The 22,405-nt window shown below is 69.4% G+C and carries 23 protein-coding genes; 12 read left to right on the top strand and 11 right to left on the bottom strand.

The genetic code is table 11. The features are described from left to right. Nucleotides 1-1,073: DUF222 domain-containing protein (locus ACPYN9_RS08735; RefSeq protein ID WP_424465740.1), on the top strand; the 1,073-nt coding region annotated here is incomplete at its 5' end. A 121-nt stretch (nt 1,074-1,194) separates the two neighbouring features. On the opposite strand, the gene ACPYN9_RS08730 is transcribed toward ACPYN9_RS08735, so the two are convergent. After that, nucleotides 1,195-2,037, bottom strand: a complete 843-nt coding sequence (locus tag ACPYN9_RS08730) for an alpha/beta fold hydrolase (protein WP_424465738.1) — start codon at nt 2,035-2,037, stop codon at nt 1,195-1,197. A 284-nt stretch (nt 2,038-2,321) separates the two neighbouring features. Continuing rightward, nucleotides 2,322-2,678: a hypothetical protein gene (locus ACPYN9_RS08725; RefSeq protein WP_424465736.1), complete on the bottom strand. Its 357-nt coding sequence runs from the start codon at nt 2,676-2,678 to the stop codon at nt 2,322-2,324. A gap of 287 nt (nt 2,679-2,965) precedes the next feature. On the opposite strand from ACPYN9_RS08725, the gene ACPYN9_RS08720 reads away from it, so the two are divergent. Next, on the top strand, nt 2,966-3,349 hold the full coding sequence (locus tag ACPYN9_RS08720; RefSeq protein WP_424465735.1) for a hypothetical protein: 384 nt from the start codon (nt 2,966-2,968) through the stop codon (nt 3,347-3,349). A 122-nt stretch (nt 3,350-3,471) separates the two neighbouring features. Further along, on the top strand, nt 3,472-4,221 hold the full coding sequence (locus tag ACPYN9_RS08715) for a hypothetical protein (protein WP_424465733.1): 750 nt from the start codon (nt 3,472-3,474) through the stop codon (nt 4,219-4,221). A gap of 71 nt (nt 4,222-4,292) precedes the next feature. On the opposite strand, the gene ACPYN9_RS08710 is transcribed toward ACPYN9_RS08715, so the two are convergent. Both ACPYN9_RS08710 and ACPYN9_RS08705 read right to left on the bottom strand, forming a co-directional pair. Continuing rightward, a complete protein-coding gene (locus tag ACPYN9_RS08710) occupies nt 4,293-4,733 on the bottom strand; it encodes a VOC family protein (RefSeq protein ID WP_424465732.1) in 441 nt (146 codons plus the stop codon). Continuing rightward, on the bottom strand, nt 4,730-5,209 hold the full coding sequence (locus ACPYN9_RS08705; RefSeq protein WP_424465730.1) for an SRPBCC domain-containing protein: 480 nt from the start codon (nt 5,207-5,209) through the stop codon (nt 4,730-4,732). The genes ACPYN9_RS08710 and ACPYN9_RS08705 overlap by 4 nt, the downstream gene beginning before the upstream one ends. Nucleotides 5,210-5,381: 172 nt before the next feature. Between ACPYN9_RS08705 and ACPYN9_RS08700 the strand changes: the two genes are divergently transcribed. Continuing rightward, nucleotides 5,382-5,810 carry a YciI family protein gene (locus ACPYN9_RS08700; RefSeq protein ID WP_424465728.1) on the top strand — a complete coding sequence of 143 codons (429 nt, stop codon included), beginning with the start codon at nt 5,382-5,384 and terminating at the stop codon, nt 5,808-5,810. Between the two features lie 45 nt (nt 5,811-5,855). Beyond that, nucleotides 5,856-7,181 (top strand): RNA polymerase sigma factor, encoded by a 1,326-nt coding sequence (locus tag ACPYN9_RS08695; protein WP_424465726.1) that lies wholly within the window; start codon nt 5,856-5,858, stop codon nt 7,179-7,181. A 124-nt stretch (nt 7,182-7,305) separates the two neighbouring features. Here ACPYN9_RS08695 and ACPYN9_RS08690 read toward each other — a convergent pair whose 3' ends face one another. Further along, nucleotides 7,306-8,007 carry a YceI family protein gene (locus ACPYN9_RS08690; protein ID WP_424465724.1) on the bottom strand — a complete coding sequence of 234 codons (702 nt, stop codon included), beginning with the start codon at nt 8,005-8,007 and terminating at the stop codon, nt 7,306-7,308. A 67-nt stretch (nt 8,008-8,074) separates the two neighbouring features. On the opposite strand from ACPYN9_RS08690, the gene ACPYN9_RS08685 reads away from it, so the two are divergent. After that, entirely contained in the window at nt 8,075-9,907 is a 1,833-nt protein-coding gene (locus tag ACPYN9_RS08685; protein WP_424465722.1) for a long-chain-fatty-acid--CoA ligase, read from the top strand. A 30-nt stretch (nt 9,908-9,937) separates the two neighbouring features. Here the strand turns inward: ACPYN9_RS08685 and ACPYN9_RS08680 are convergent, their stop codons facing one another. Continuing rightward, on the bottom strand, nt 9,938-11,194 hold the full coding sequence (locus ACPYN9_RS08680) for an alpha/beta hydrolase family protein (RefSeq protein ID WP_424465720.1): 1,257 nt from the start codon (nt 11,192-11,194) through the stop codon (nt 9,938-9,940). Nucleotides 11,195-11,315: 121 nt separating this feature from the next. Here ACPYN9_RS08680 and ACPYN9_RS08675 point away from each other — a divergent pair, with 121 nt between their 5' ends. Together ACPYN9_RS08675 and ACPYN9_RS08670 are read left to right on the top strand one after the other, a co-directional pair. Further along, nucleotides 11,316-11,618, top strand: coding sequence for a DUF4287 domain-containing protein (locus ACPYN9_RS08675; RefSeq protein WP_424465718.1), 303 nt, complete (start codon nt 11,316-11,318; stop codon nt 11,616-11,618). Further along, on the top strand, nt 11,615-12,007 hold the full coding sequence (locus ACPYN9_RS08670; RefSeq protein ID WP_424465716.1) for a YchJ family protein: 393 nt from the start codon (nt 11,615-11,617) through the stop codon (nt 12,005-12,007). The genes ACPYN9_RS08675 and ACPYN9_RS08670 overlap by 4 nt, the downstream gene beginning before the upstream one ends. 133 nt (nt 12,008-12,140) lie before the next feature. On the opposite strand, the gene ACPYN9_RS08665 is transcribed toward ACPYN9_RS08670, so the two are convergent. From ACPYN9_RS08665 to ACPYN9_RS08655, 3 genes are all read right to left on the bottom strand, one after another. Beyond that, complete coding sequence (locus ACPYN9_RS08665) at nt 12,141-14,843, bottom strand: phosphoenolpyruvate carboxylase (protein ID WP_424465715.1); 2,703 nt, start codon at nt 14,841-14,843, stop codon at nt 12,141-12,143. 87 nt (nt 14,844-14,930) lie between these two features. Further along, nucleotides 14,931-15,431: an SRPBCC domain-containing protein gene (locus ACPYN9_RS08660; RefSeq protein ID WP_424465714.1), complete on the bottom strand. Its 501-nt coding sequence runs from the start codon at nt 15,429-15,431 to the stop codon at nt 14,931-14,933. A gap of 9 nt (nt 15,432-15,440) precedes the next feature. Then, on the bottom strand, nt 15,441-16,550 hold the full coding sequence (locus ACPYN9_RS08655) for a DNA alkylation repair protein (RefSeq protein WP_424465712.1): 1,110 nt from the start codon (nt 16,548-16,550) through the stop codon (nt 15,441-15,443). A 216-nt stretch (nt 16,551-16,766) separates the two neighbouring features. Here ACPYN9_RS08655 and ACPYN9_RS08650 point away from each other — a divergent pair, with 216 nt between their 5' ends. Genes ACPYN9_RS08650 through ACPYN9_RS08640 form a run of 3 tightly spaced genes read left to right on the top strand, consistent with a single transcriptional unit; the run spans nt 16,767 to nt 20,133 of the window. After that, entirely contained in the window at nt 16,767-17,945 is a 1,179-nt protein-coding gene (locus tag ACPYN9_RS08650) for an aminotransferase class I/II-fold pyridoxal phosphate-dependent enzyme (RefSeq protein ID WP_424465710.1), read from the top strand. A gap of 57 nt (nt 17,946-18,002) precedes the next feature. Next, the gene (locus ACPYN9_RS08645) at nt 18,003-18,683 is read left to right on the top strand and encodes an ABC transporter ATP-binding protein (protein ID WP_424465708.1); all 681 of its coding nucleotides are present in this window, start codon (nt 18,003-18,005) and stop codon (nt 18,681-18,683) included. After that, nucleotides 18,670-20,133, top strand: coding sequence for a hypothetical protein (locus ACPYN9_RS08640; RefSeq protein ID WP_424465706.1), 1,464 nt, complete (start codon nt 18,670-18,672; stop codon nt 20,131-20,133). The genes ACPYN9_RS08645 and ACPYN9_RS08640 overlap by 14 nt, the downstream gene beginning before the upstream one ends. Here ACPYN9_RS08640 and ACPYN9_RS08635 read toward each other — a convergent pair. Further along, complete coding sequence (locus ACPYN9_RS08635) at nt 20,106-20,669, bottom strand: dihydrofolate reductase family protein (RefSeq protein WP_424465705.1); 564 nt, start codon at nt 20,667-20,669, stop codon at nt 20,106-20,108. The two genes, ACPYN9_RS08640 and ACPYN9_RS08635, sit on opposite strands and share 28 nt — an antisense overlap. A gap of 95 nt (nt 20,670-20,764) precedes the next feature. Between ACPYN9_RS08635 and ACPYN9_RS08630 the strand changes: the two genes are divergently transcribed. Continuing rightward, on the top strand, nt 20,765-21,808 hold the full coding sequence (locus ACPYN9_RS08630; RefSeq protein WP_424465703.1) for an LLM class flavin-dependent oxidoreductase: 1,044 nt from the start codon (nt 20,765-20,767) through the stop codon (nt 21,806-21,808). Between the two features lie 12 nt (nt 21,809-21,820). Here ACPYN9_RS08630 and ACPYN9_RS08625 read toward each other — a convergent pair whose 3' ends face one another. Then, nucleotides 21,821-22,384: a dihydrofolate reductase family protein gene (locus ACPYN9_RS08625; RefSeq protein ID WP_424465701.1), complete on the bottom strand. Its 564-nt coding sequence runs from the start codon at nt 22,382-22,384 to the stop codon at nt 21,821-21,823. Between the last annotated feature and the right edge of the window lie 21 nt (nt 22,385-22,405).

The raw sequence follows: 22,405 nt of genomic DNA, 5'->3' as shown, positions 1-22,405 counted from the left end.
CGGATGGGGACGAGCCTCGGGCCGACAAGATCGCGGCGGAGCGTGGGTTGTGGTGGTCGCGGCGCTCGGACGGCGCGGTCACGGGGAAGTTCGTCGCGACGCCCGAGCAGGGTGACCAGCTGATCTCGGTGCTGGACGCGCACCTCTCACCCCGCCGGTCCGTCGAGTTCCCCGCCGCCGCGTCGGGGTGTGGGGAGCCAGTCGCGCCGGCGCTCGGCGCGGACCGTGGCGCGGACAATGGCGCAGACCTTGACGGCGGCGCAAACTTCGGGGGCGATGAGGGCAGCGACGCCGAAGCCGAGAGCGATCTCCCGCTCGAGGACGCTCGCACGACCCCGCAGCGGCGCATCGACGCGCTCGCGTCCGTGCTTGCCAGTTACGCCGAGTCGCCGAACGCGCCCCGGATCGGTGGGGAAGCGCCCACACTGGTGGTCGTGACCACCGACGCGGGAATCGCGGGCGGCGCGACCCGGCCTGAAGACGTGCCGCATCTCGAGCGCACCGGGGAGCCCGTGCCCGCGTCGTTCGCGGCGAAGCTCCTGTGCGACGGGTTCGTGCGCGTCGCCCGCCAAACCCCGAACGGGGAGATCCTCGACCTCGGCCGGCGCCGCCGCCTCTTCACCACCGCCCAACGCCGAGCGATCTTCACCCGAGACAAGCACTGCCGCGCCCCGGGATGCAGGGCCCCCGTCCGCTGGTGCGAAACCCACCACACGCAGCCCTGGAGCGAGGGCGGACCCACCGACGTGAACCACGGCATCCTGCTGTGCTCGTTCCACCACCACGAAGTCCACCGCGGACGCCTAAACGTGACCCACGGACCAGACAGCCGATGGCACGTGAGCGCCGCACCCCCGCACTACGTGCGACGGCGAACCCCACGACGACGAACCACCACACGCACCAGCACTAGCACCAGCACCAGAACCAGCATCACGGGCACGGGCCCAGGTCCCGGCCCCGGCCCCGGCCTAGGCAACACCGGTCCGGTCATGGGTAACCCCACGGGCACCACCAGGGGTGCTACCACGGACACCCCCGTGCCACGACCGGAGCAGAACCGCCGATCATGAGGAGGAACCAGGGAGTCCAACAGGAAGCTGAGCACGCGGCGTGAACCGGAGGACCAGCAAAAGGGTCGGATGCGCAGCCAAGGGCTGCGCATCCGACCGGACTGCCTCGCGTCGCTGCTACCTACGACTTCACGAACTTCAACAGTGCCTCATTGACCTCGTCGGCATGCGTCCACAGGAGCCCGTGCGGAGCCCCCTCGACCTCGACGTACTCGGCCTCCGGGAACGCCGCGTGGAACGGGCGCCCCGTCGAGTCGATCGGGAGGATGTTGTCGCTTGTCCCGTGCAGGATCAGCGACGGCTTTCCACTCGCACGAACTGCCGCCACGTCCTCCCGGAAGTCCTCGATCCAGGTCGGAACCACCGCGTAGGCGGCGACCGGCGCCGACTGGGTCGCCGTCGTCCAGTTCGCATCCACCACTTCCTGGCTGATGCGCGACCCCAGGTTCTCGTCCAGGTTGTAGAAGTCCTTGTAGAAGTTCGTGAACCACGCGAACCGGTCGCCCTTCGCATTCGCGGAAATCCCGTCGAACACCTCCTGCGGCACACCCGACGGGTTGTCGTCGCGCTGCACGAGGAACGGCTCCAGCGACGCCAAGAACGCCAGCTTCGCGACCCGCTCGTGCCCATGCCGGCCCACATACCGCGCGAGCTCGCCCGTGCCCATCGAGAAACCGACAAGGATCACGTCACGAAGATCAAGCGTCTCGAGGACGACGTTCAAATCGTTCGCGAACGTGTCGTAGTCATAGCCCTCGCTGACCTTGCTCGACTGCCCAAAACCGCGACGGTCATACGTGACGACCCGGTAGCCCGCCGCGAGCAGCTCGCGCGTCTGACGCTCCCAGCTCGCCCCATTCAGCGGGTAACCGTGAATGAGAACCACCGGCTGACCGGCACCGTGATCCTCGTAGTACAGCTCAATGTCCGTGCTGTTCTGCGTTCCGACCTTGATGTAACCCATAGACGTGCACCTTTCATCGTGGAGAAAAGCGACAGATCCCGACTCGCTGCCCGCACTGAGCAAGGGCCCTCGCCGCGTCGCGACACAATCCAAGAACACGCGCCTGACCGCAACCCGAGACTGTGACCGCATGCGACACCAAGCAACGCCACAACCCCAAAGGCACAGACGAAGAGGTCGACACCCGACACCCGGCACCCGACACCCGGCACCCGGCACCCGACACCCGGCACCCGTCGCAGGAGCCCGCCCCGCCGACCTCCGAAGCCGCAACCGCCGAACGGTCAGGAGCCGCCCAGAGGCCGGAGATCATCCTTCGGAGGGAAAGGAAGCAAGTACTCGCGAGTCGGTACCGTGATGTCGCCCCAGTCCTCGCGCTTCACCCGCACACGGACCGCCGACACCTCAGTGATGCGCGCCCGCGCCCAGCTTCCATCCTCGAGCCGCACCTCATAGGCATCAGCCAGATAGCCCATGCCCGTCTCCTCCAACAGCGTCTCCGCCTCGAGCCACCCGAGCGCCCCCGACCGCTCACGGCCCAGAAGATCAATCACCACGAAGCCGTCTTCGTGCGGGCGCATCCAACCGAGGAGCTCACCGTCTCCACGACGATGCTCAATCCAATCGCTAGGGGTAGTCACCCGCCGATGCTACCGAGCACAGCCCCGCCACCGCGAACTGTGGATAACTTCTGCACGAAGTCCAGCGAACGGCTACCTTTTCCGCCATGCGTTCACGGGAGAAGCTGCGGCCGACAAGCACAGCATTGCTGTTGGCCGCCCTCAGCGCCGCCACAATCCTCGCGGCAAGCGGATGCGCGCCCCAAGCAGCGCAGGCGCCCACCGGCCCCAGCCCCACCGCCGCGAGCTCCGCCCCAGCGCCAACGCTCCCCACCAACGAGGAAGCGCTGGCGATCGTGGAGGAGCTGGTGCCGAAGTTCTTGGCGGCGGAAGCTGAAGTGCTGACGAGGCAGGCGGCGGTGGAGACTCTTGCACCGCTGGCTACCGAAGAACACATGAGTTCTATCAGTACTTCTGTCGACGCGATGGTGGCCGCAGGCCAGACGGCAACTGGTGCTGCAGCTGCGACCGGTCTGAGCGTCCAGAGTGTCGTCCAGGTCGAGGGGCAAATTGAGATTCGCGCCTACGGTTGCTACGACGTCAGCGGTTTCAGCATCGTCGATGCGTCTGGTCTGAGCGTGCGGGCCGCAGGTGTGCCTGATCGATTCCCGGTGGTCTTCGAGTTTGTTGGAAGTGCTGATGGATTTAGGTCGAACGGGAGCGAACCATGGTCTGGCGCGAACTCTTGCTAGTAGGGCTCACGACAGCCGCCCTGGTCGTGCCATCCACTGCTGACGCACAGAGAACCACGTGCGATAGCAGTGACTTCTTGCTGGGCGGCTGTGGAGCCAGCAACTCCGGCGACAGCGTCACCGTGAACGTTGAGGAAACCTACGTCAGCGATCCTGGGCCCTACGACTCGTCCGGCGGCGAGGGATACGGCGGCGACGATTCCTCCGGCGACTGGTCGGGCGACGGCTCCTCGGGCGACGGTTCCTCCAGCGGCGGCCCGCCTCCCTTCACACCCAGCGCGAGCGCCCTCGCCTCGCCCATGAGCTCCCTCCTGACTCCAGTTCTGTGTCGCGCCTGCGACGCCGGCGGGGGAGGCGGCCCCACGACGGCCGCCCCACGACCGCCGACGAGCCTCACGATCAGCGACGTCCTGACGCTCGCGCCCGCATCCGCGACCCTCACCGCAGAACCCTCAACGTGGAGCATCGTCGGATCCCACACCAACTTCTACACGGACGCCGCCCAGCACAGCGCCACCGGCAGCATCCTCGGACACCCGGTAACCGTCACCTTCACACCCGTCGCCTACCGCTGGGCCTACGGCGACGGAGCCACCCGCGAAACCACCACGCCAGGCGCCACCTGGGCCGCCCTCGGTCAAGACGACTTCACCGCCACCCTGACAAGCCACGTCTACGCAGAAAAAGCCAACGTCGAGGCCTCCGTGACGATCGTCTACGCAGCCGTCGCAACCCTCGGCAACGGCACCAGCATCCCCGTGAACGGCACTCTCAACCGCACCTCGACCACCGTCGCCCTCCAGCTCTTCAACGCAGACACCCTCATCACCGTCGGCGACTGCATCGAACACCCGCAACAGCCACGCTGCTGACCACACCCGGCACGCGCGAAACCTCGAACCGGGCCACCCGTCGAGACGACTGGCGCCCGCCAGACCGCGAGTCAGTCGGGCTGCCCGAACGTGACCGTGCCGTCCGGAAGCACACCCCAGCCCGGGTTGTGCGCCACCTCCCAGACGACGCCGTTCGGATCCTCGACCAGCCCGTGGAACACCCCACCGAAGTCACCGTCCTGGGGCACCTTCAGCATCACCCCGCCTCCTGCCGCCATCGCCGACGTGACCGCAACGACCTCCTCCCGGCTCCCCACGTTGTGGGCCAGCGTCACCCCGGAAATCTCCGAGCGGTCCTCACCCGTACCGAGGTCGCGATTGAACTTGACCGCGTCAAAGAAGCCGAGCACCTGCCCCGCGCCCAACTGGAAGAAGACGATCTCACCCTCCACGTCGAGCAGCGGCTCCCAGCCAAGCGCGTCCACGTAGAACCGCCGCGCCGCCCCCAAGTCCCGAGTCGCGAACGTCACGAAATGCACCTGCTGCTTCATGAGCGACCCACAAACGCAGACAAGTTCTCGAGCGACGACGAGATCCCCTCGACATGGTCCGCCTGGCTGATCCCCGAAGGAACGTCATACGCCGACACCGTCACCAACGTGCCCCCAGGGAACTCCGCAAGCTCCCACACCATCGTCATGGTGCCGGCGAACCTCGGATCCTCCGAGTCGAACACCACCTGCTGAGCGACCCGCTGCCCCTCCACGAGCTCGACCAGCAGCGACTCCGACACATCGGCCGCCTGGCTCGACTTCCCACCCCCGGCAGGAGGCGTCGAATACGTGAGCTCAAGCACGCTGCGCCCGCCAACCCACGGCTCGAAACGCGAATACGCGCCCCGCATCCCCTCCGGCGGAAGCCACTCCTCAAGCGCCTCCCGATCGAGCAGCGCCCCGTAGACGGTGGACGCGCTCGCCGGAAGCACCCGCGAAACACGGTCGACGCGTGGTTCGAAATCGCTCGTCATGCCCGGAAGCTAGCAAGCCCACTTGAGGAAGCCCCGACCGGAACGAGAAGAACGTTCAAGAAAAAACTGCGTCCGTGTCGATTTCGCCCGCCGTTGTTCGACGCCATAGTAGAAGGGTGCCGACCGGCATCCTGTCCACGGCCCGATCGGGCCGCGACTAAGGAGAATCATCATGAAGTTCATGCTCATCATGCGCGCCACCGAAGAAGCCAAGACCGCCTACGAGAACGCCGACTTCGAGGCGATCATCAACGCCATGGGCAAGTACAACGAGTCGATGATGGAAGCAGGCGTCCTGCTTGCAGGCGAAGGCCTCGCCGACGACCTCAGCACCGCCTTCGTTGTCGACTTCTCCGGCGAGCAGCCCGTCGTGACCGACGGCCCCTACGGAGAGACCCACGAGCTCTTCAACGGCTTCTGGATCATCGAAACCGCGACCCGCGACGAAGCCATCCAATGGGCCTCGCGCGCCCCACTCCAAGGTCCCGGCTCGAAGCTCGAAGTGCGCCGCGTCACCGACATGAGCGACTTCGAGGGCCACGAAGACAACGAGTTCCTCCGCAAGGAAGAAGGCTGGCGCGAGCAGCAGGCCGGCGCCTGACCTCGCCTCACGTGGAGATCGGGCGACGAGCATGACCGCGGGGATATGAGCGCCGAGGACACGGCGCCCGCGGCGGGCACGGCGTCCGGGGCGGGCACGGCGTCCGCGGCGGACAGCGCCGCCGCGGCGCCCACCGCCGCGGCCGTCGACGCCGTGTGGCGCATCGAGAGCGCCCGCATCGTGGCAAACCTCACGAGAATGGTCGGCGACGTCGGCCTGGCCGAGGACCTCGCACAGGAGGCGGTCGCCGACGCGCTCGCGCAGTGGCCGGGAACGGGCATCCCGTCCAACCCCGGCGCCTGGCTCACCGCCGTCGCCAAGCGAAAAGCGATCGACGGGTGGCGGCGGCGCGAGCGCCTCGACGAACGCTACAGCGCCATCGCACGCGACCTCAGCGAAGCGGATGCGGCGGCGAGCGACGCGTGGGAGCCGATCGGCGACGACGTGCTGCGCCTGATCTTCGTCGCCTGCCACCCCGCCTTGTCGCGCGAAGCGCAGGTGGCCCTGACGCTGCGCATCGTGGGCGGCCTCACCACCGAGGAGATCGCCCGACTCTTCCTGTTGCCGGTGGCAACCGTGCAGCAGCGCATCGTGCGTGCCAAAAAGGGCCTCGCCGCGGCCCGCGTGCCGTTCGAGACGCCCGATCCCAGCGAGTGGGCGTCGAGGCTCGGCGGCGTGCTCTCCGTCATCTACCTCATCTTCACCGAGGGGTACGCCGCCAGCTCCGGCGACCGGTGGCTGAGGTCCGAGCTCGCCGCCGAGGCGCTGCGGCTCGGCCGAGCCCTCAGCAGCATGCTGCCGCGCGAGCCGGAGGTGCTCGGGCTGCTCGCCCTCATGGAGCTTCAGAGTTCCCGATTCGCGGCGCGCGAGGCGGCCGACGGAACTCCGATCCTGCTCGCCGACCAGGACCGCCGTCGCTGGGACCGGTCAGCGATCCTCCGAGGCAGAGCACTGCTGGCGAGGGCTGATGCACTCGGCAAGGGACGAGGCACCTACTGTCTGCAGGCCGCGATCGCCGAACGTCACGCCGTGGCCCCGTCCGTGCGAGACACCGACTGGTCGCAGATCGTGCTGCTCTACGAGGTGCTTGGACGTCTCGCCCCAAGCCCCATCGTCGAGCTCAACCGTGCCGTCGCCGTGTCGATGGCGACGGGACCCGCAAACGCCCTCGCGATCGTCGACAAACTGGGCGCATCCGGGTCCCTCGGCAGAGGGCCGCTGCTCGCGAGCATCCGCGGAGAGCTGCTGACCCAACTGGGCCGAACCGAGGAAGCGCGCTCCGAGCTGAACGTCGCCGTCGAGCTCACCGCCAACGAGCAGCAGCGTCGCGTGCTGCAGGGAAAGCTCGACGCCCTCGAACGCGAGACCTGAAGACCACCACGCGTGACAAAACCGACCGCCTCGGACCCTGTGGGGCCGGGGCGATCGGTTTCGTCACGCAATGAGGTCAGCGGGCGGTCAGTGGGAAATCAGCGGGACGTCAGCGCAAGTTGCCTCAGCTGCGCTCGAGGACGAGCAGGAACTCGATGTCGCCCGTCGGCTCGACCGAGACGAACCCGAGGTTCGGGGCCGTGACCCCGTAGTCGGCGAAGGTCACCGGGATACTTCCCGCGACCTGGACGTTGTCGCCGTCAAGGCCAGCCGTGATGTCGACGGTCACCTGCTGGCTCACACCGTTGAGCGTCAGGGTGCCGGTGGCGGGAATCGTCTCCTGTGCGCCATCGGCGAGCCCCTCGAGCGCCGCGACCGGCTCGTCGAGCGTGAACGTGGCCTCCGGGTTCGTCGCCGTGTCGATCGCCTCGCTGCGGAAGTACTCGTCCCGGCGTTCCTCGTCGGTGGCGATCGACGCCACGTCGACCGTGATGTCGGCCGCGGTGAGCTCGGTCTCCGTCGTGGTCAGGCTGCCAGACACGGTCTCGGTGCGGCCCGTGACCGTGACATCGGTGCCGTTGAGGACTTCGTCGACGCGGTAGCCCGCGTAGGAGCCCGCGCCGACCGTCCACTCGCCAGCGAGCGTGCCCGCATCCGCCGTGCTCGGGGTCGTCGACTCGATCTCGAGTGCCGGCGCCTCTGCGGCAGGCTCGGCGATCACGTCGCGGTAGATCATGGGGCCGAACACCGCTGCCGCGATGCCGATCACCACGACGACGGCCGCGATGACGATGCCGATAGTGGCTTTCTTCGATGGCTTCTTCATGGTTGTAGCTTGAAGCACTTTTCTATGGGACAACTATGGGTTTCACTCAGATCTCGTTTGCCCGCGGATGCGCACCCGCCTCGCGCCCCACGCACGGCTCGAGCACAAGTCGCGCGGCCTAAGCTTCGAGCGCACCGCTGTGCGCGCAGCCGTGATCGTCGAAGGGACCCCGGTGAACGACGCCAACGACACCAGCAACGCATCCGCTCTCGCAGCCCGCCCATGGCAGGCCGCCTACGCCGAGCACGTGCCCCACGACATCCCCGAAGTGCGAGAGTCGCTCGTCGACCTACTCGACAACGCCGTGAAGCGCTTCGGCTCGCGCCCCGCCCTCGAGTTCTTCGGCGCCGAGACCAGCTACGGCGAGCTCGGCGAGCAGGTGGCCCGGGCCGCCGAAGGCCTCCGCAAGCTCGGCGTCGGCCTCGGCGACCGCGTCGCGCTCGTGCTTCCCAACTGCCCCCAGCACGTCATCGCCTTCTACGCGGCCCTGCGCCTCGGAGCGATCGTGATCGAGCACAACCCGCTCTACACTGCCCGCGAGCTGCGGCACCAGTTCGAGGACCACGGGGCCAAGATCGCGATCGTGTGGAACAAGGTCGCCGACCTCATCTCCGAGCTGCCGAGCGACGTCGTGCCCGAGACGATCGTCGCCGTCGACATGACCACGGCGCTCCCGTTCACGAAGCGCATCGCGCTCACGCTCCCCGTCGCCAAAGCGCGGGAATCGCGCGACGCCATGACGGCGAAGCCGTCAGACCGCCGCGTCCTCAATTGGAACCGCGTCGCCAGCGCCAAGCGCATCTCGAAGCGCGTGCCGCGCCCCGCGATCGACGACGTCGCCCTGCTCCAGTACACGAGCGGCACCACGGGCAACCCGAAGGGCGCGATCCTGACCCACCGCAACCTGCGGGCCAACGCAGCCCAGGGGCGCGCCTGGGTGCCCGGCCTCACCGAGGGCCGCGAGGTCTTCTACGGTGTCCTCCCGCTCTTCCACGCTTACGGCATGACGCTCTGCCTGACTTTCGCGATGAGTATCGGCGCGAGGCTCGTGCTCTTCCCGAAGTTCGACGTCGACCTTGTGGTCGCCGCTGCGAAAACCTCGCCGCCCACCTTCCTCCCCGCCGTCCCACCCATCTACGACGCCCTCTCGAGGGCCGCCTCCCGCAAGGGCGTCAGCTTCACGAGCATCCGCTTCGCCATCTCCGGCGCCATGAGCCTGCCCGTCAAGACCGTCGAACGCTGGGAGGAGGTCACCGGCGGGCTCCTCGTCGAGGGCTACGGCATGACCGAGACCTCGCCGGTGGCGCTCGGGAACCCCGTCGGTCCGACCCGACGCCCTGGCACCGTCGGAGTGCCGTTCCCGAGCACGCAGATTCGCGTCGTCGACCCGGACGACCCGGGCGTCGACAGGTCGTTCGGTGAATCCGGCGAGCTCCTCATCCGAGGACCCCAGGTCTTCCAGGGCTACTGGAAGCGCCCCGACGAGACCCGTGAGGTGCTGCTTCCCGGCGGGTGGCTGCGGACCGGCGACATCGTCACCGTGTCTGAGGACGGGTTCGTGACCGTCGTCGATCGCATGAAAGAGCTCATCATCACGGGCGGCTTCAACGTGTCACCGTCCGAGGTCGAAGAGGCCCTGACCGCCCACCCCGACGTCGAGGGTGCCGCCGTCGTTGGGCTCCCTCGCTCATCGGGCGGGGAGGATGTGACTGCCGCCGTGGTGCTGCGCGACGGGGCGACCTTCGACGCGGATGCGTTGCGCGACTTCTGCCGCTCGCGGCTGGCGTCCTACAAAGTGCCGAAGCGGGTCGTGCAGGTCGACGAGCTGCCGAAGTCGCTCATCGGCAAGGTGCTCCGGCGCCAGGTCAGGGACGGGCTCGTCGCCAAGCGCAACGGGTAGCTGCCGGACGCGCTCAGGCTCCGGACGCGCTCAGGCGAGCGCCGCGCCGGCCATGGTCGGCGCCGCGCGGTGCTCGAGGCGCGCGTCGAGCCAGTCGAGCAGCACCTCGTTCACGGCGGTCCTGGCCAGCGGCTCGCAGTGCGAGTCGGCCCCGTTGACCGCACGGAATGGCACGAGCTCCGAGTCGGGCACGAGCTCCGCGAGGCGCTCCGACTGGCCAGGCCAGAACTGTTCGTGCTCGGGCGAGGTGATCAGCAGCGGGGTCGCGATGGCCGCGGCGAGCTCCGGCGTCAGGCGGTACCGCTCGACCTCGCGGTAGACGGCGAAGTATCCGGTGCCGGCATATGGCTTGGCGCGGAAGCTCCAGATCGCACGGTCCGCCGCGCTGTGGCCGAGCCCGAGCTTCATGTACTGGTCGAAGTGCTTGGAGTCGCCCTTCTCGAGCTCGTGGCGCATGGGAGCGGGCAAGTGCGAGACCCAGGAGGTCGACACATCGGTCACGCCTGGGTCGACGATCGCCGCGGCCACGCGGTGCTCGAAGGCGAGCGCCCGGGGCACCCAGTAGCCGGCCTGGCTCACGCCGTAGACGGCGACCCGCGACCGGTCGACGCCGCTGAGCCCCATCGCGTGGTCGATGACCGGCGTCAGCACCGCCTCGAAGTCGGGCCTGAACCGCGACCCGGCGACGAGCTGACTCTGCTGGCCCGGGCCGTCGAAGTACAGCACCGCGTAGCCCCGGGCTGCGGCGGCGGCCCCGATCGTCGCGAAGAGGTCGGTGAGCGTGCCGTCGCTGCCGTTCACGAGCACGAGCAGGGGCGCACCACCCGCCGCCGCTGGCGCATCCGGTCGCTGCAGGTAGCCGGGCAGGGAACCCTTGCCGTACCTGATCGACAGGCGTTCGAGGGGCCGAGCACGCAGCGTTGCGAAGCGATCCCAGGCAGAACGGTGCAGGGCGAAGGCGTTGGCGTAGCCGTCGGCGTCGCCGATCGCGGCGATCGCGTTGAGGGCATGGCCGTAGTAGGCGGATGCGCGCAGCCACTGGGCGGCCGCCGTCGCGTTCCGCCCGTTGCTGGTCGAGACCTCCGCGAGCTGCTGCGTCGCCTGGGCTCGAGCGAACCAGGCTCTGACCCACGACTCCCGCTTGCCATCCTCGATGGCCGCGAGCGTGGCGAAGATCTCGCCCAGATCGCCGGCGCCCGCGCCGACCGACCCGAGAACGACCTTGGCTTCAAAATTCTGATCTGCGTCGTGGAACAGCGGCCGCGACAGGGCTGAGAGGTGCGACATAGCCACATCATCCTCCCGTCGCCGCCGAACGGATCGAATCCGCAGGGATCTTGAAGGAAGCGCCATCGCTAGAATTCGAGCACGGCCGTCGACCAGCGGCGAGCCCAGGGAGGAAGCAGCCATGTCGTTCCAGTCGTACCTTGACAACATCGAGAGCAAGACGGGCCTCACGCCGCGTCAGTTCATCGCCATCGCCCACGAGAAGGGCTTCGACGCGCCAGACACGAAGGCCGGCATCATCCTGGCGTGGCTGAAGGAGGACTACGACCTCGGCCGCGGTCACGGCATGGCGCTCGTGCACGTCATCAAGAACGGGCCGAAGATCAGCAACAAGCACGTCGGCAAGCCCGGAGCCCACGGCGACGAATCCGATACCCTCTGGCTCGACGGGGTGGCGACCAAGCCCGCCGCGGCGGGGGAGTGAGCACCGAGGCAGCCGGGCCGTGCCCGTGTGGCAGCAAGCTCGACTACGCGGCGTGCTGTGAGCCCTTCCACGCCGGTCAGCCGGCGCCGACCGCCGAGGCCCTCATGCGGTCCCGGTTCTCGGCCTTCGCGCTCCGCCTGCCCGAGTACCTCGCGGCGACCTGGGCGGAGGAGACCCGGCCGGACGACCTCGACCTCGATGACGGCACGGTCTGGCGGCGCCTGCAGATCGTCGACACCGTCGACGGCGATGCGGAATCAACGACGGGCATCGTCGAGTTCCGCGCCTCCTACCGGGACGGCGACGGCGCGGGGCTTCTCCACGAGCGCAGCCGCTTCGCGCGCAGCGGCGGGCGCTGGCGGTATGTCGACGGCGACATCCTCGACTAGCCCGCATCCGCGCACTCGACCATGGAGTGCAAACGGTCGACATACCGGAAATGGTCGCCATCCGGCTTCGGATGACGACCATTTCCGACCGTTCGCGTGTTGGGAGAACCAGCGCGCGCTCCGCGTATCGGCGTCAGCCGGTGTTCTGCAGCCCCGCCGCGACGCCATTGACGGAGAGCAGCAGGAGCCGCTGCAACTCGGCCGCCTCGTCGCCATCCGGCTTCCTGACATCGTCGCGCAGGCGGCGGAGTGCACGGAGCTGCAGCAGCGACAGCGCGTCCACGTAGGGGCTGCGCATCTTGACCGCGCGCTGCAGCACGGGCTTCCGCTCGAGCAGCTCAGCGCCGCCCGTGATGCGGGTGACCCAGCTGGCCGTGAGTTCCAGCTCGCTCGTGACGAGCTCCGCCAGCTCGGGGCGATCGCCCAGCTCGAGGTAGCGACGCGCGATGCGCGCATCCGTCTTCGCGAGGCTCATCGCGACGTTGTCGATCATGGAGCGGAACAGCGGCCACTCCGCGTACGCCTCCTGGAGCCGGTCGAGCTCGCCGACCGCCTCGAGGGCCGTTCCGAGGCCGAACCACCCGGTGAGGTTGATGCGCGCCTGGGTCCACGCGAACACCCAGGGGATGGCGCGCAGGTCCTCGAGCGACTCGACCGACAGTCCGCGGCGGGCCGGCCGCGACCCGAGCGCGAGCATCCCGACCTCCTCCATTGGCGTCACCCTGGCGAACCAGGGCGCGAAGCCCGGCGCCTTGACGAGCGCGAAGAAGCGCTCCCGCGAGGCCGCATCCATCGTCGCCGCGACGCCCGCGTACTTCGCTGCCGCGTCGGCGTTGCGCGCCTCCGTCGAGGGGGCCGAGGCGAGCAGCGTCGCCGAGATCACTTGGTCGATGTGGCGAGCCGCGATGTCGGGGTCGCCGTACCTGGCGAAGATGACCTCGCCCTGCTCGGTGAGCTTGAAGCGGCCGTCGACCGAGTGCGGGGGCTGCGCGAGGATGGCCACGTTCGCCGGCCCGCCGCCTCGACCGAGGGCGCCGCCTCGGCCGTGGAAGAGGGTCAGCTCGATGCCGTTCTCCTGCGCCCAGGCGGCGATCTGGCTCTGCGCCTCGTAGAGAGCGAGGGTGGCGGCGACCGGGCCCACGTCCTTCGAGGAATCCGAATACCCGAGCATGACCTCGAGCCTGCGGCCGTTGGCGGCGAGCAGCTCGGCAACCTCCGGCTGCTCGAGCATCTCGGCCAGGATGCGGGGCGCCGCCTGGAGGTCAGCGAACGTCTCGAAGAGGGGGATGACGTTGAGCGATGGCGGGGTCGCGCCGGGACCGGTCGCCGCGACCGCGAGCCGGTAGACGTTCGCTATGTCCTCGGACGACTGCGTGAAGGACACGATGTATCGGCCGGCGGCGCGCGGCCCGTGACGCTCCTGGATGAACGCGACCGAGCGGAACACGTCGAGCACCTCGCTCGCGAGCTCGCTGGGCTCGTCGCCCGGGGCGAGCTCGGCGAGCTCGGCGAGGACTTTGCGGTGCACCTGCGAGTGCTGACGGACCTCGAGCTCCGTGAGGTGGAACCCGAACGTCTCGACCTGCCAGATGAGGTGCTGGAGCTCGCCGTAGGCGTGGCGTCCAGCGCCGGCCGAGGCGAGTGAGGCCTGCAGGATGCGCAGCTCGCGCAGCAGCTCGTCCGGCACCGTGTACGCGAGGTCGGCGTTTCGGCGCCGCGTCGCCTCGATGCGGCGGGCGATGAGGAGCAGCACTCGTCGGTGCGGCTCGCCGGGCGAGCGTTGCGCGATCTCGGCCGCGGCGGCCTCGTCGGCGCTGCCGAGGCGCGCGAGGAGGGTTGTCGCCGCCGCGTCGAGCGGCGTCGTGTCTGCCCCGAGCGTCAGCGTGCGCCCGATGCGAGCGGATGCGCGTTCGAGGCCGAGCAGCACATGCTCCGAGGCGATGACCGCCGCCTGACGGCTGACCTTCGCGGTCACGAACGGGTTGCCGTCGCGGTCGCCGCCGATCCACGAGCCGACGCGCACGAACGGCTGCGCGACGGGCGCCGCCGTTCCAGAGCTCGTGCCCTGCAGGGCCTCGTCGACGCGCCGGTACACGCGCGGCACCGTCGTGAACAGCGTCTCGTCGAAGACGGACATCACGGTGCGGACCTCGTCGACGGGCGTCGGCTTGTCGCTGCGCAGCGGCGACGTGCGCCAGAGGAGGTCGATCTCCTCGAGTAGGCGCCGGCTGAGCTCCTGCGCGGCAGGGCTGGCGTCGGAGGCACCTCCGAGCAGACGCAGTTCGTCGCGCTCCTCGAGGAGCGCGCTGATGCGGCGGATCGCCGACGACACCGCGCGGCGGCGGGCCTCCGTCGGGTGCGCCGTGAAGACCGGATGGAAGCGCAGCGAACGAACGCGCTCCGCGGCCCGCTCCTCGCCGATCTCGTCGCTCAGGCGGGTGAACGCCTGCGCGATCGTGTCTTCCTGCTGCTGGGCGGGCGAGGCGCCGCGCGCGCGGAGCACCCGAACCCGGTGGTGCTCCTCGGCAAGGTTCACGAGGTGGAAGTAGCAGGTGAAGGCTCTCGCCACCTCGTCGGCGCGGGCCGGCGAGAGCGAATCGACGAGCGCCTCTGCCGACTCGAACGAGCCGTCCGCGGAGCCGCTGTCGTGCTCGTACGCCGAGATCGTGAGGCGGCGCAGCTGCTCGACGTCGTCGAGGAGTTCCGCGCCTCCCGCCTCGGTGAGGATCTGGCCGAGCAGCGTGCCGAGGAGGTTCACGTCAGAGCGCAGCTCATCCGGCAGTTCAGCGCCAGCCTCAGTGCGGCTGGCGGGGGAGGTGGTGGGGGCTTCGAGCATGCCCCAAGGCTACCGACGCCGTGTATCGACAATGTGACACGCCATCGTTCATGACCGGGAATGACATTTCCGCGACGTGGCGAGGCCTCAGGCGGGCGGGCCGTTCAGGTAGTCCTCGAACGCGGGCTTGTCGAGCCCGCCCATCGCCGCCAGCAACGTGTCGAGGTAGAAGTTCCACCCCGCTGTGATGTCCTTCGCCTGTTCCGTCGGCACGTCGAAGTGCTCGAAGACCAGCACGGTCGAGCCCGTGTCTCCATCGGAGCTGTCGCGTGCAGGGTCGGCGGTGAGCGTGACCCGTAGGTGCCACGTTCCTGCCGCGTCCTCGGTCCTGAGCTCGAGGAGTGACGGCGGGGCGCACCGCAACACCGTGGCACCGCTGGCCGGCGCCCCCTCCTCGGCAACGAGTTGGAGGCCGATCTGGCCCTTCGCCTCGTCGAGGAACTCCCACGGCCCGATCCACTGGGCCGTCTTCTCGCTCACCGAGAGCCACGACCAGAGCTCCTCTGCGGCGCACGCGACACGTCGCTCGATGCGAATGGACTCGGTGCCGCCAGCGTCGGCGGGCTCTGCGGGGCGTGGGTCAGACATGCCGGTATCTCAGCACACGGAACCCGGAAGGAGGTCGAACTCCGCGAACCCGTGCCGCACGCCGTTGACCTGCAGCTCGACAGCGTGCACCCCCGGGTGGTAGCGACGCGTCGTGATCGGCTTGATCGCGTGGCGCTTCCGAATGGTCATCGACTCGCCCGGCTCGAGCGTCGTCGTCGAGATCTTGAAGGTCTTCTGCGTTCTGCCGCCGTCGGCCTTCACGTGGTGCACGATGTAGTCGACGACGAGCTTCGCCGCTTCGTCTCCGGTGTTGCGGACGGAGGCCGTGATGAGCAGTTCATCGCCCAGCACGATGCTGGAGCGGTCGAGCGTCGGCCCGTCGACGGCGACCTCGGCCGCCCCGTAGCCGAGGAGCGCCAGGGCGTCGGTGTCGCCGCGCTTGACCAGGGTCCGCAGCGAGTGGCGCACGAGCTTCGGCGTGTGCTCGTCGCCGTCGGCGAGCCACGCCGACGCCAGCTCGAGGACGAGCTCGGTGTCGTGTCGGCTGATGTCGTTGAGGTGGTTCGCGACCGAGCGGCGCACGTATTCGCTCTCGTCTCGGTAGAGGGCGGTGAGGATCGGCGCCGTCAGCCTGGCGTTCTCGGTGATGCCGGCGACGCGCGTTCCCCAGGGCAGGTAGGGACGCGAGCCCTCGGACGCGAGACGCCGAACATGCTCGTCGTCAGACGAGGCCCAGTCGAGCATCGTTTCGAGCGAACGGTCGAGACGTGCCCGCAGCATGGGGCGGACGGCCCACTCGCAGGTGAGCCGCGGTGTCAGCTCACTGAGCAGTTGCATGCCGTCGTCGAAGGCGGCCTCTCCACCGTCGGCGATCGCGGCGGCCGACACGGCGTTCGAGAGCGGCCACACCATCCAACCGCTCAGCGACTCGTCGCGCAGCGCCAACCGCACGATCGTCGCGAAGTCCGCGAACGGCATCGGCAGGTCGGCCAAGATCGCGGCTGCGAGTCGCGAGCTGCGCGCGCCGAGCGCCAGGTCGTCGAGCTGTGTGGATGCGCTGCGCGTCTCGGTGAGGCGGCGTCCGTCGGCCGCCACCTCGAGAAGGTTCACCAGTTCAGTGGCCTGCGACCGGCCAAGCAGCTCGTCTGCGAACGGCATCGATGTTCTCCTCCCGGCACGAAGCCGACTCCCGCCAGGCGTGCACCACGGCGCCGCCCGGCTACCCCGAGGACCTATCTTCGCTGAACCGCGGGCATCCGTCACCGCCGACCCGGTGCCGCCACGCAACCGGGTGCCGCCTTTCGAGCCTCCGGCACCTCGATGTACCGCGGCGACGGTGCAGTGGGTGCCGCGTCGCCTGGCATTCTTGGAGGCATGAAGCTCTCGCAGCGCGCCCAGCACGTCGAGCCGTTCCACGCGATGGCCTTCGGCCAGCGAGCGGCGGTGCTCGAAGCGGCGGGGCATCGGGTCGTCAAGCTCTCCCTCGGCGAGCCCGATTTTGGCGCGCCGCCCGCCGTACGAGCAGCGATGAGTGAGGTGATGGACGGACGCCCGCTGCCGTACACGGCGGCCCTCGGGCTTCCCGCCCTGCGGGAGGCCATCAGCGCCTTCTACCGGGACAGGCACGGGGTCGAGGTCGATCCGGCCCGCATCATCGTGACCTCGGGCGCCTCCGCCGCGCTGCTGCTGGTCGTCGCGGCCACGACCGAGCACGGCGACGACGTGCTCATGGCCGATCCTTCCTACCCGTGCAACCGCCAGCTCGTGGAGGGGTTCGGCGGGCGAGTCGTGACGTCGCCCGGGACCGTCGGGTCTCGCTATCAGCTCGACCTTGCGGGCGTGGACGCGGCGTGGACCGAGCAAACCTCGGCGGTCATGGTGGCGACACCCTCCAACCCCACCGGAACCTCTATCGCCATCGACGAGCTCGCCGAAATCTGCGCCTTCGCGCGAGACCGCGGTGCCTGGCGCATCGTCGACGAGATCTACCTCGACCTCTCCGACCACGACCTGAACGGCCTCCCGGGGCCGAGCGTCCTCAGCGTCGACCCGGAGGCGATCGTCGTCAACAGCTTCTCGAAGTACTTCGCCATGACCGGGTGGCGCCTCGGTTGGGCGGTCCTTCCCGAACGACTCGTGCCCGCGGTCGAGAAGCTCGCCACGAACTACTTCCTCTGCGCGTCCGCGCCGGCACAGCTCGCCGCCCTCGCGGCGTTCACGCCGGCATCGCTCGAAATCTGCGAAGCACGCCGTCTCGAGCTCCTCGCCCGGCGGGCGCTGGTGCTCGAGGAGCTCGCCCGTCTCGGTCTGCCGGTGCCGGTCCCACCGGACGGGGCCTTCTACGTGTACTTCGACGTCTCGGGTACGGGCCTCACGGCGTGGGAGTTCTGCGAGCGCGCCCTCGAAGAGGCCTTCGTCGCGCTCACGCCGGGGCGCGACTTCGGCACGGCGACGGGTGAGACCCACGTCCGCCTCTCGTACGCCGCCGCCCGGCCAGAGCTCGTCGAGGGGCTCGCGCGTCTCGGCGGCTTCCTCGAGACGCTCGATCGCTGAGGCTCGCGGTGGTGCCTCCGGTTTGATCGGCGGTGCCCAGAGGCGCAGGATGGACGCATGCCAGTCGTTCGCGTCGAGAGCCTGTCCGTCCGGCGAGGGAATTCGACCGTGCTCCACGACGTCGCGTTCGACGTCGAGGCTGGCGCGGTGCTCTGCCTCACCGGCGCGAACGGCGCAGGGAAGACCACCCTGCTTCGGTCCCTCGCGGGGCTCACGCCGCCGAGCTCGGGGCGTGTCCTCATCGCGGGGGAGCCAGCGGATGAACGCAGCCCCGGCTTCCGCCGCAGGCTCGCGGCGCTCCTCGGCTCCGTGCCGTTCTCGATGACCATGACCGCGCGGGAGCACCTCACCGCCGTCGCCCTGTCGTGGGGCGCCCACCTCGCCGCCGCGCAGGCGAGCGCCGACGAGGCCCTGCGTCGCCTCGACGCCGAGGATCTCGCCGAGCGCTTTCCCCACGAGGTGTCCTCCGGGCAGTTGCAGCTGCTGTCGCTCGCCACCGTGCTCGCCAGACCGTTCGAGGTGCTGGTGCTCGACGAGCCTGAGCAGCGCCTCGACGAGCACCGCAGAGCGCTCCTCGCCAGCGTCCTTGAGGAGGAGCGGGCGCGGGGCGCGGCGATCGTGCTCGCAACCCACAGCAGGCCCCTCATCGCGGCGTTGGAAGCCCGCGAGCTTTCCCTCCCTGGGCGCCCCGGAGCGCACGGCGAGGAGCGCGAAGGCGGTGGACATGCCGCGGCGTGAGGGCGCCTACCGCGTCTACCTCGGCGCAGCCGTCGTGCTCGTGGCGGTCGCCCCGGTGGCGCGGATGCTGCTGCTCGTGCTCTTGGAGCCCGCGTCGATCGCGTGGCTCGTCTCTCCGGACTTCGCCGTGCGGCTGCGGCTGATCGCGGCAGCGGTCCTCCCGCTCGCGCTCCTCCTGGGCACCGTTCGAGGCCCGGTGCGGCTGACGCCGTTCCAAGTCGTGACGATGGCCTCCAACCACCTCCCGAGACGCGTCTCCCTGTGGCGACCGTTCCTCAAGAGCCTCCTGCTGGCCGGTGGCGCCACCGCGGTACTCGCCGCGCTGCCGGCGGTCGCGCTGGTCGCGGCCGGCGGCGCGTCTGCCCTCGCAGCGACCTCGTGCGTCGCCGCCTGCGTCGCGCTGTCCTGTACCGGCGTCGTCGCGCGCCTCGCCGGACAGGTCGTTGGCACCGGACGGGCCTGGCAGCTCGCAGCCCTCGCCCTCCTCGTCGGGCTCTCGCCGTTCGGCATCGGTGCCTCGATCGCTGCCGCCTGGCAAGGACTCGCGGGCGGCGCCATCGCGGACGGCGCGCTCCTCGCCATGCTCTCCATGGTCGTCGTCGCATCCGTTTCCGTCGCGCTGGCACCGAGGCTGCTCGACCGGGTCCGGGGTGACGTGCTCCTGCTCCATGCGCGCCGACGCGAGAGCGCCGCGATGTCTTTCGCTTCCGGCGAGATCTCGGGGGCGCTCTCCGCGTACCGGGAAGCCCCGTCGACGGGGCGAAGCCTGCGCGCCGTCGTCGGCGGACCGCGGGTGCTCGCGATGCTGCTACGCGACGCGGTCGGTGCGCTGCGCACGCCGCAGCGAACTGCGCTCGGCGTGCTCGGGCTCTCGCTCGCCGCGCTCTGCGTCTCGACCGCGGCCGGGGCGGCCGTGGCCCTCGGTTCCGCCCCGGCTGTTGGTGTGGTGGCCGCCGTCGGCGCAGTCGCCCTGTTCGCGTCGCTCGGCAGCTTCGCCGACGGGTTCCGGCACGCAGCAGATGCCGCCGCTGGGGCCGACATCTTCGGCACCCCGGTGGCAGAGCAGTTCCTCCTGCACGCGGCATTCCCTGTCGCCATCGTGCTGGTGGTCGTGGGCGCAGCCAGCCTGCTCTCCGGCGGAGGCCTCGCACCCGTGCTCGTCGGCCTCGCGGCCGTCGCCGCGCGGGCGTACGAATCGGCTCGCGGGCACCTCCCGCCACTGCTGCTGACGCCGATGCCGAGCGAGCTCGGCGACCTGTCCGTGGTCGCACGGTTGGCGTGGCAGTTCGACTCGCTGATCATCGCGTCAGGACTCGGCGTCGCCATCACGCTGCTCTGCGCCTTCGGCTTGCCCTCGCTCGCCCTCCTCCTGCTCGCGGCGGCGGCCCTCGTGCTGGCGTTCGCGACGAAGCGCCGCCTGCATTATTCGCGCGGCGAACGAACCTCGTAGCGCGCTTCCACGAACTGGCCCTCCACCGTCGCGGAGACCAGGCGCAGCGCATCCGATTCGATGCGACGGGGGAGCAGCGGCGCGCCCGACTCGAGGGCGACGGGCGCGATCGACAGCCGCACCTCGTTGAGACGACCCGCATCGTAGAACTGCCCGGCCAGATCGCCGCCGCCCACCACCCACACAGCACGGTCGCCTGCTGCGGATTCGATCTGCGCGAAGTGGTCTTCGACCGCGCCACGGACGAGGTGGATGTTGAGTCCCTCCGGCACCGGGAGCTCGCGCGTCGTGAAGACGAAGGTGGCACGGTCGCCGTAGGAGGCCCGCCACTTCTCAGGGTCGTCGGCGAGCCCCTCGTAGTCGTAGACCCACTGGTAGGTCGTCGACCCCATGACGAGGGCGCCTACCCCCTCGAGGAACGGGCCGAAGCTGTTGTCTTCCGGCTGCTCGACCACGAACAGCCAGTCGAGCGAATGCCGGTCGTCGGCGATGAATCCGGACAGGGTCGTGGCGGTGTAGTAGATCACGTTCGTCATGCCGTCACGGTACCGGCGACCGCCGACATCCAGTGCGCGGCAATCGGTCAGGTGCTGGCGGGAATGCGTGGCGCCCCCGAGACGCTGTGTCGGACATGCGTAAGAAGATCGGCTTCCTCTCATTCGGCCACTGGCACCCATCCCCGCAGTCGGGCACCCGAACCGGAGGCGACGCGCTCGTGCAGTCGATGGAGCTCGCGGTCGCCGCGGAAGAGCTGGGCGTGGACGGCGCGTACTTCCGAGTCCACCACTTCGCGCGGCAGCTCGCGGCCCCGTTCCCGCTGCTCGCGGCCGTCGGAGCCCGCACACGTCGCATCGAGATCGGCACCGGCGTCATCGACATGCGCTACGAGAACCCGCTGTACATGGCGGAGGAAGCGGCTGCCGCTGACCTGATCAGCGCGCACTCCGGCGGCGAGGGGCGCTTGCAGCTCGGGCTCAGCCGCGGTTCGCCCGAACCCGCTCAGAACGGCGCGCACGCGTTCGGGTTCACGCCCCCGGAAGGCAAGACTGACGACGACCTGGCGCGGGCCAAGACCGAGCTCTTCCGTGCGGCCATCACCGGGGCCGGACTGGTCGAGGGCAACCCGCAGATGACGGGGTCGACGGCGCCCCTGCCGATCCAGCCGAGATCGCCGGGTCTCGAGGACCGGATCTGGTGGGGCTCGGGCAGCCGAGCGAGCGCAGTCTGGGTGGCTGAACAGGGCATGAACCTGATGAGCTCCACGCTGCTCACCGAAGACACCGGGGTGCCCTTCGACGAGCTCCAGGCCGAACAGATCCGGGGGTACCGGGATGCGTGGGCGGCGGCCGGCCATGCGCGGGAGCCGCGAGTCTCGGTGAGCCGCAGCGTGATCCCCATCACGACCGACGAGGACGTCGCCTTCTTCGGCGGGCGCGGCGGCAGCGAAGGCGACCAGGTCGGGATGCTCGATGGCATGCGCTCCCGGTTCGGTCGCACGTACCAGGGCGCCCCGGACCGGATCGCTCAGGAACTGGCGGCAGATGCGGCCGTGCAGTCGGCCGACACCCTCCTCCTCACCGTCCCGAACCAGCTGGGCGTTGACTTCAACGCGCGGATGCTCGCCACGATCGTCGAGCACATCGCGCCGGCCATCGGGTGGTCGCGAGCGGCGTAGCCGCGGGTTTCCTCAGCGCCGCACGCGGTAGCGGAGGTGCACAACACCTGAGTCGAACGTGCGGGAGTCGAGCAGCACCAGGTGTGTGCGGCGGTTGTTGCGCGAGAAGAACGGGGTGCCACCGCCGACCAGGACGGGGCAGATGCGCAGCCGGTACTCGTCGATCAGGTTGAGGTCGGCGACCTGGTGGGCGAGTTCTGCACCGCCGATGGCGATCGTCCCGTCGCCCGGCTCTGCCGTCAGGCGCCGGATCTCTTCCTCGAGGCTCGCCTCGGCCAGACGCGTGTTGCCGACGACCTCCGAGACGGTCTCCGAGAACACGACCTTCGGGAGCGCGCGCCAGAGCTCGGCGAACTCCTGCTCGAGCGCACCCCAACCCTGCTCCTCGGCACCGGGCTCCCAGTAGACCATCGTCTCGTAGAGGCGTCGCCCCATAAGGTGGACATCGACGCCACGCACCTCGTCGGTCGCGAGACGGAAGACCTCCTCGCTCGGGTCGCCCCAGTCGAATCTGCCGTCCTCGTCCATGACGAAGCCGTCGAGGGTCAGGGCAAGCGAATAGGTGACCTTACGCATGAGCGAACCTCCTTGTTCGGG

The organism is Pseudoclavibacter helvolus (assembly GCF_049707175.1).
In the GTDB taxonomy this organism is placed as follows: Bacteria; Actinomycetota; Actinomycetes; order Actinomycetales; family Microbacteriaceae; genus Pseudoclavibacter; species Pseudoclavibacter helvolus_A.
This window is presented reverse-complemented; position numbering and strand designations above follow the sequence as displayed.

What these genes read in the sequence shown, in the direction of transcription:
- ACPYN9_RS08730 (WP_424465738.1), bottom strand. Translation starts at nt 2,037, where the DNA reads ATGGGTTACATCAAGGTCGGAACGCAGAACAGCACGGACATTGAGCTG.
- ACPYN9_RS08710 (WP_424465732.1), bottom strand. Translation starts at nt 4,733, where the DNA reads ATGAAGCAGCAGGTGCATTTCGTGACGTTCGCGACTCGGGACTTGGGG.
- ACPYN9_RS08705 (WP_424465730.1), bottom strand. Translation starts at nt 5,209, where the DNA reads ATGACGAGCGATTTCGAACCACGCGTCGACCGTGTTTCGCGGGTGCTT.
- ACPYN9_RS08700 (WP_424465728.1), top strand. Translation starts at nt 5,382, where the DNA reads ATGAAGTTCATGCTCATCATGCGCGCCACCGAAGAAGCCAAGACCGCC.
- ACPYN9_RS08695 (WP_424465726.1), top strand. Translation starts at nt 5,856, where the DNA reads ATGAGCGCCGAGGACACGGCGCCCGCGGCGGGCACGGCGTCCGGGGCG.
- ACPYN9_RS08690 (WP_424465724.1), bottom strand. Translation starts at nt 8,007, where the DNA reads ATGAAGAAGCCATCGAAGAAAGCCACTATCGGCATCGTCATCGCGGCC.
- ACPYN9_RS08685 (WP_424465722.1), top strand. Translation starts at nt 8,075, where the DNA reads ATGCGCACCCGCCTCGCGCCCCACGCACGGCTCGAGCACAAGTCGCGC.
- ACPYN9_RS08680 (WP_424465720.1), bottom strand. Translation starts at nt 11,194, where the DNA reads ATGTCGCACCTCTCAGCCCTGTCGCGGCCGCTGTTCCACGACGCAGAT.
- ACPYN9_RS08675 (WP_424465718.1), top strand. Translation starts at nt 11,316, where the DNA reads ATGTCGTTCCAGTCGTACCTTGACAACATCGAGAGCAAGACGGGCCTC.
- ACPYN9_RS08665 (WP_424465715.1), bottom strand. Translation starts at nt 14,843, where the DNA reads ATGCTCGAAGCCCCCACCACCTCCCCCGCCAGCCGCACTGAGGCTGGC.
- ACPYN9_RS08660 (WP_424465714.1), bottom strand. Translation starts at nt 15,431, where the DNA reads ATGTCTGACCCACGCCCCGCAGAGCCCGCCGACGCTGGCGGCACCGAG.
- ACPYN9_RS08655 (WP_424465712.1), bottom strand. Translation starts at nt 16,550, where the DNA reads ATGCCGTTCGCAGACGAGCTGCTTGGCCGGTCGCAGGCCACTGAACTG.
- ACPYN9_RS08650 (WP_424465710.1), top strand. Translation starts at nt 16,767, where the DNA reads ATGAAGCTCTCGCAGCGCGCCCAGCACGTCGAGCCGTTCCACGCGATG.
- ACPYN9_RS08645 (WP_424465708.1), top strand. Translation starts at nt 18,003, where the DNA reads ATGCCAGTCGTTCGCGTCGAGAGCCTGTCCGTCCGGCGAGGGAATTCG.
- ACPYN9_RS08640 (WP_424465706.1), top strand. Translation starts at nt 18,670, where the DNA reads ATGCCGCGGCGTGAGGGCGCCTACCGCGTCTACCTCGGCGCAGCCGTC.
- ACPYN9_RS08635 (WP_424465705.1), bottom strand. Translation starts at nt 20,669, where the DNA reads ATGACGAACGTGATCTACTACACCGCCACGACCCTGTCCGGATTCATC.
- ACPYN9_RS08630 (WP_424465703.1), top strand. Translation starts at nt 20,765, where the DNA reads ATGCGTAAGAAGATCGGCTTCCTCTCATTCGGCCACTGGCACCCATCC.
- ACPYN9_RS08625 (WP_424465701.1), bottom strand. Translation starts at nt 22,384, where the DNA reads ATGCGTAAGGTCACCTATTCGCTTGCCCTGACCCTCGACGGCTTCGTC.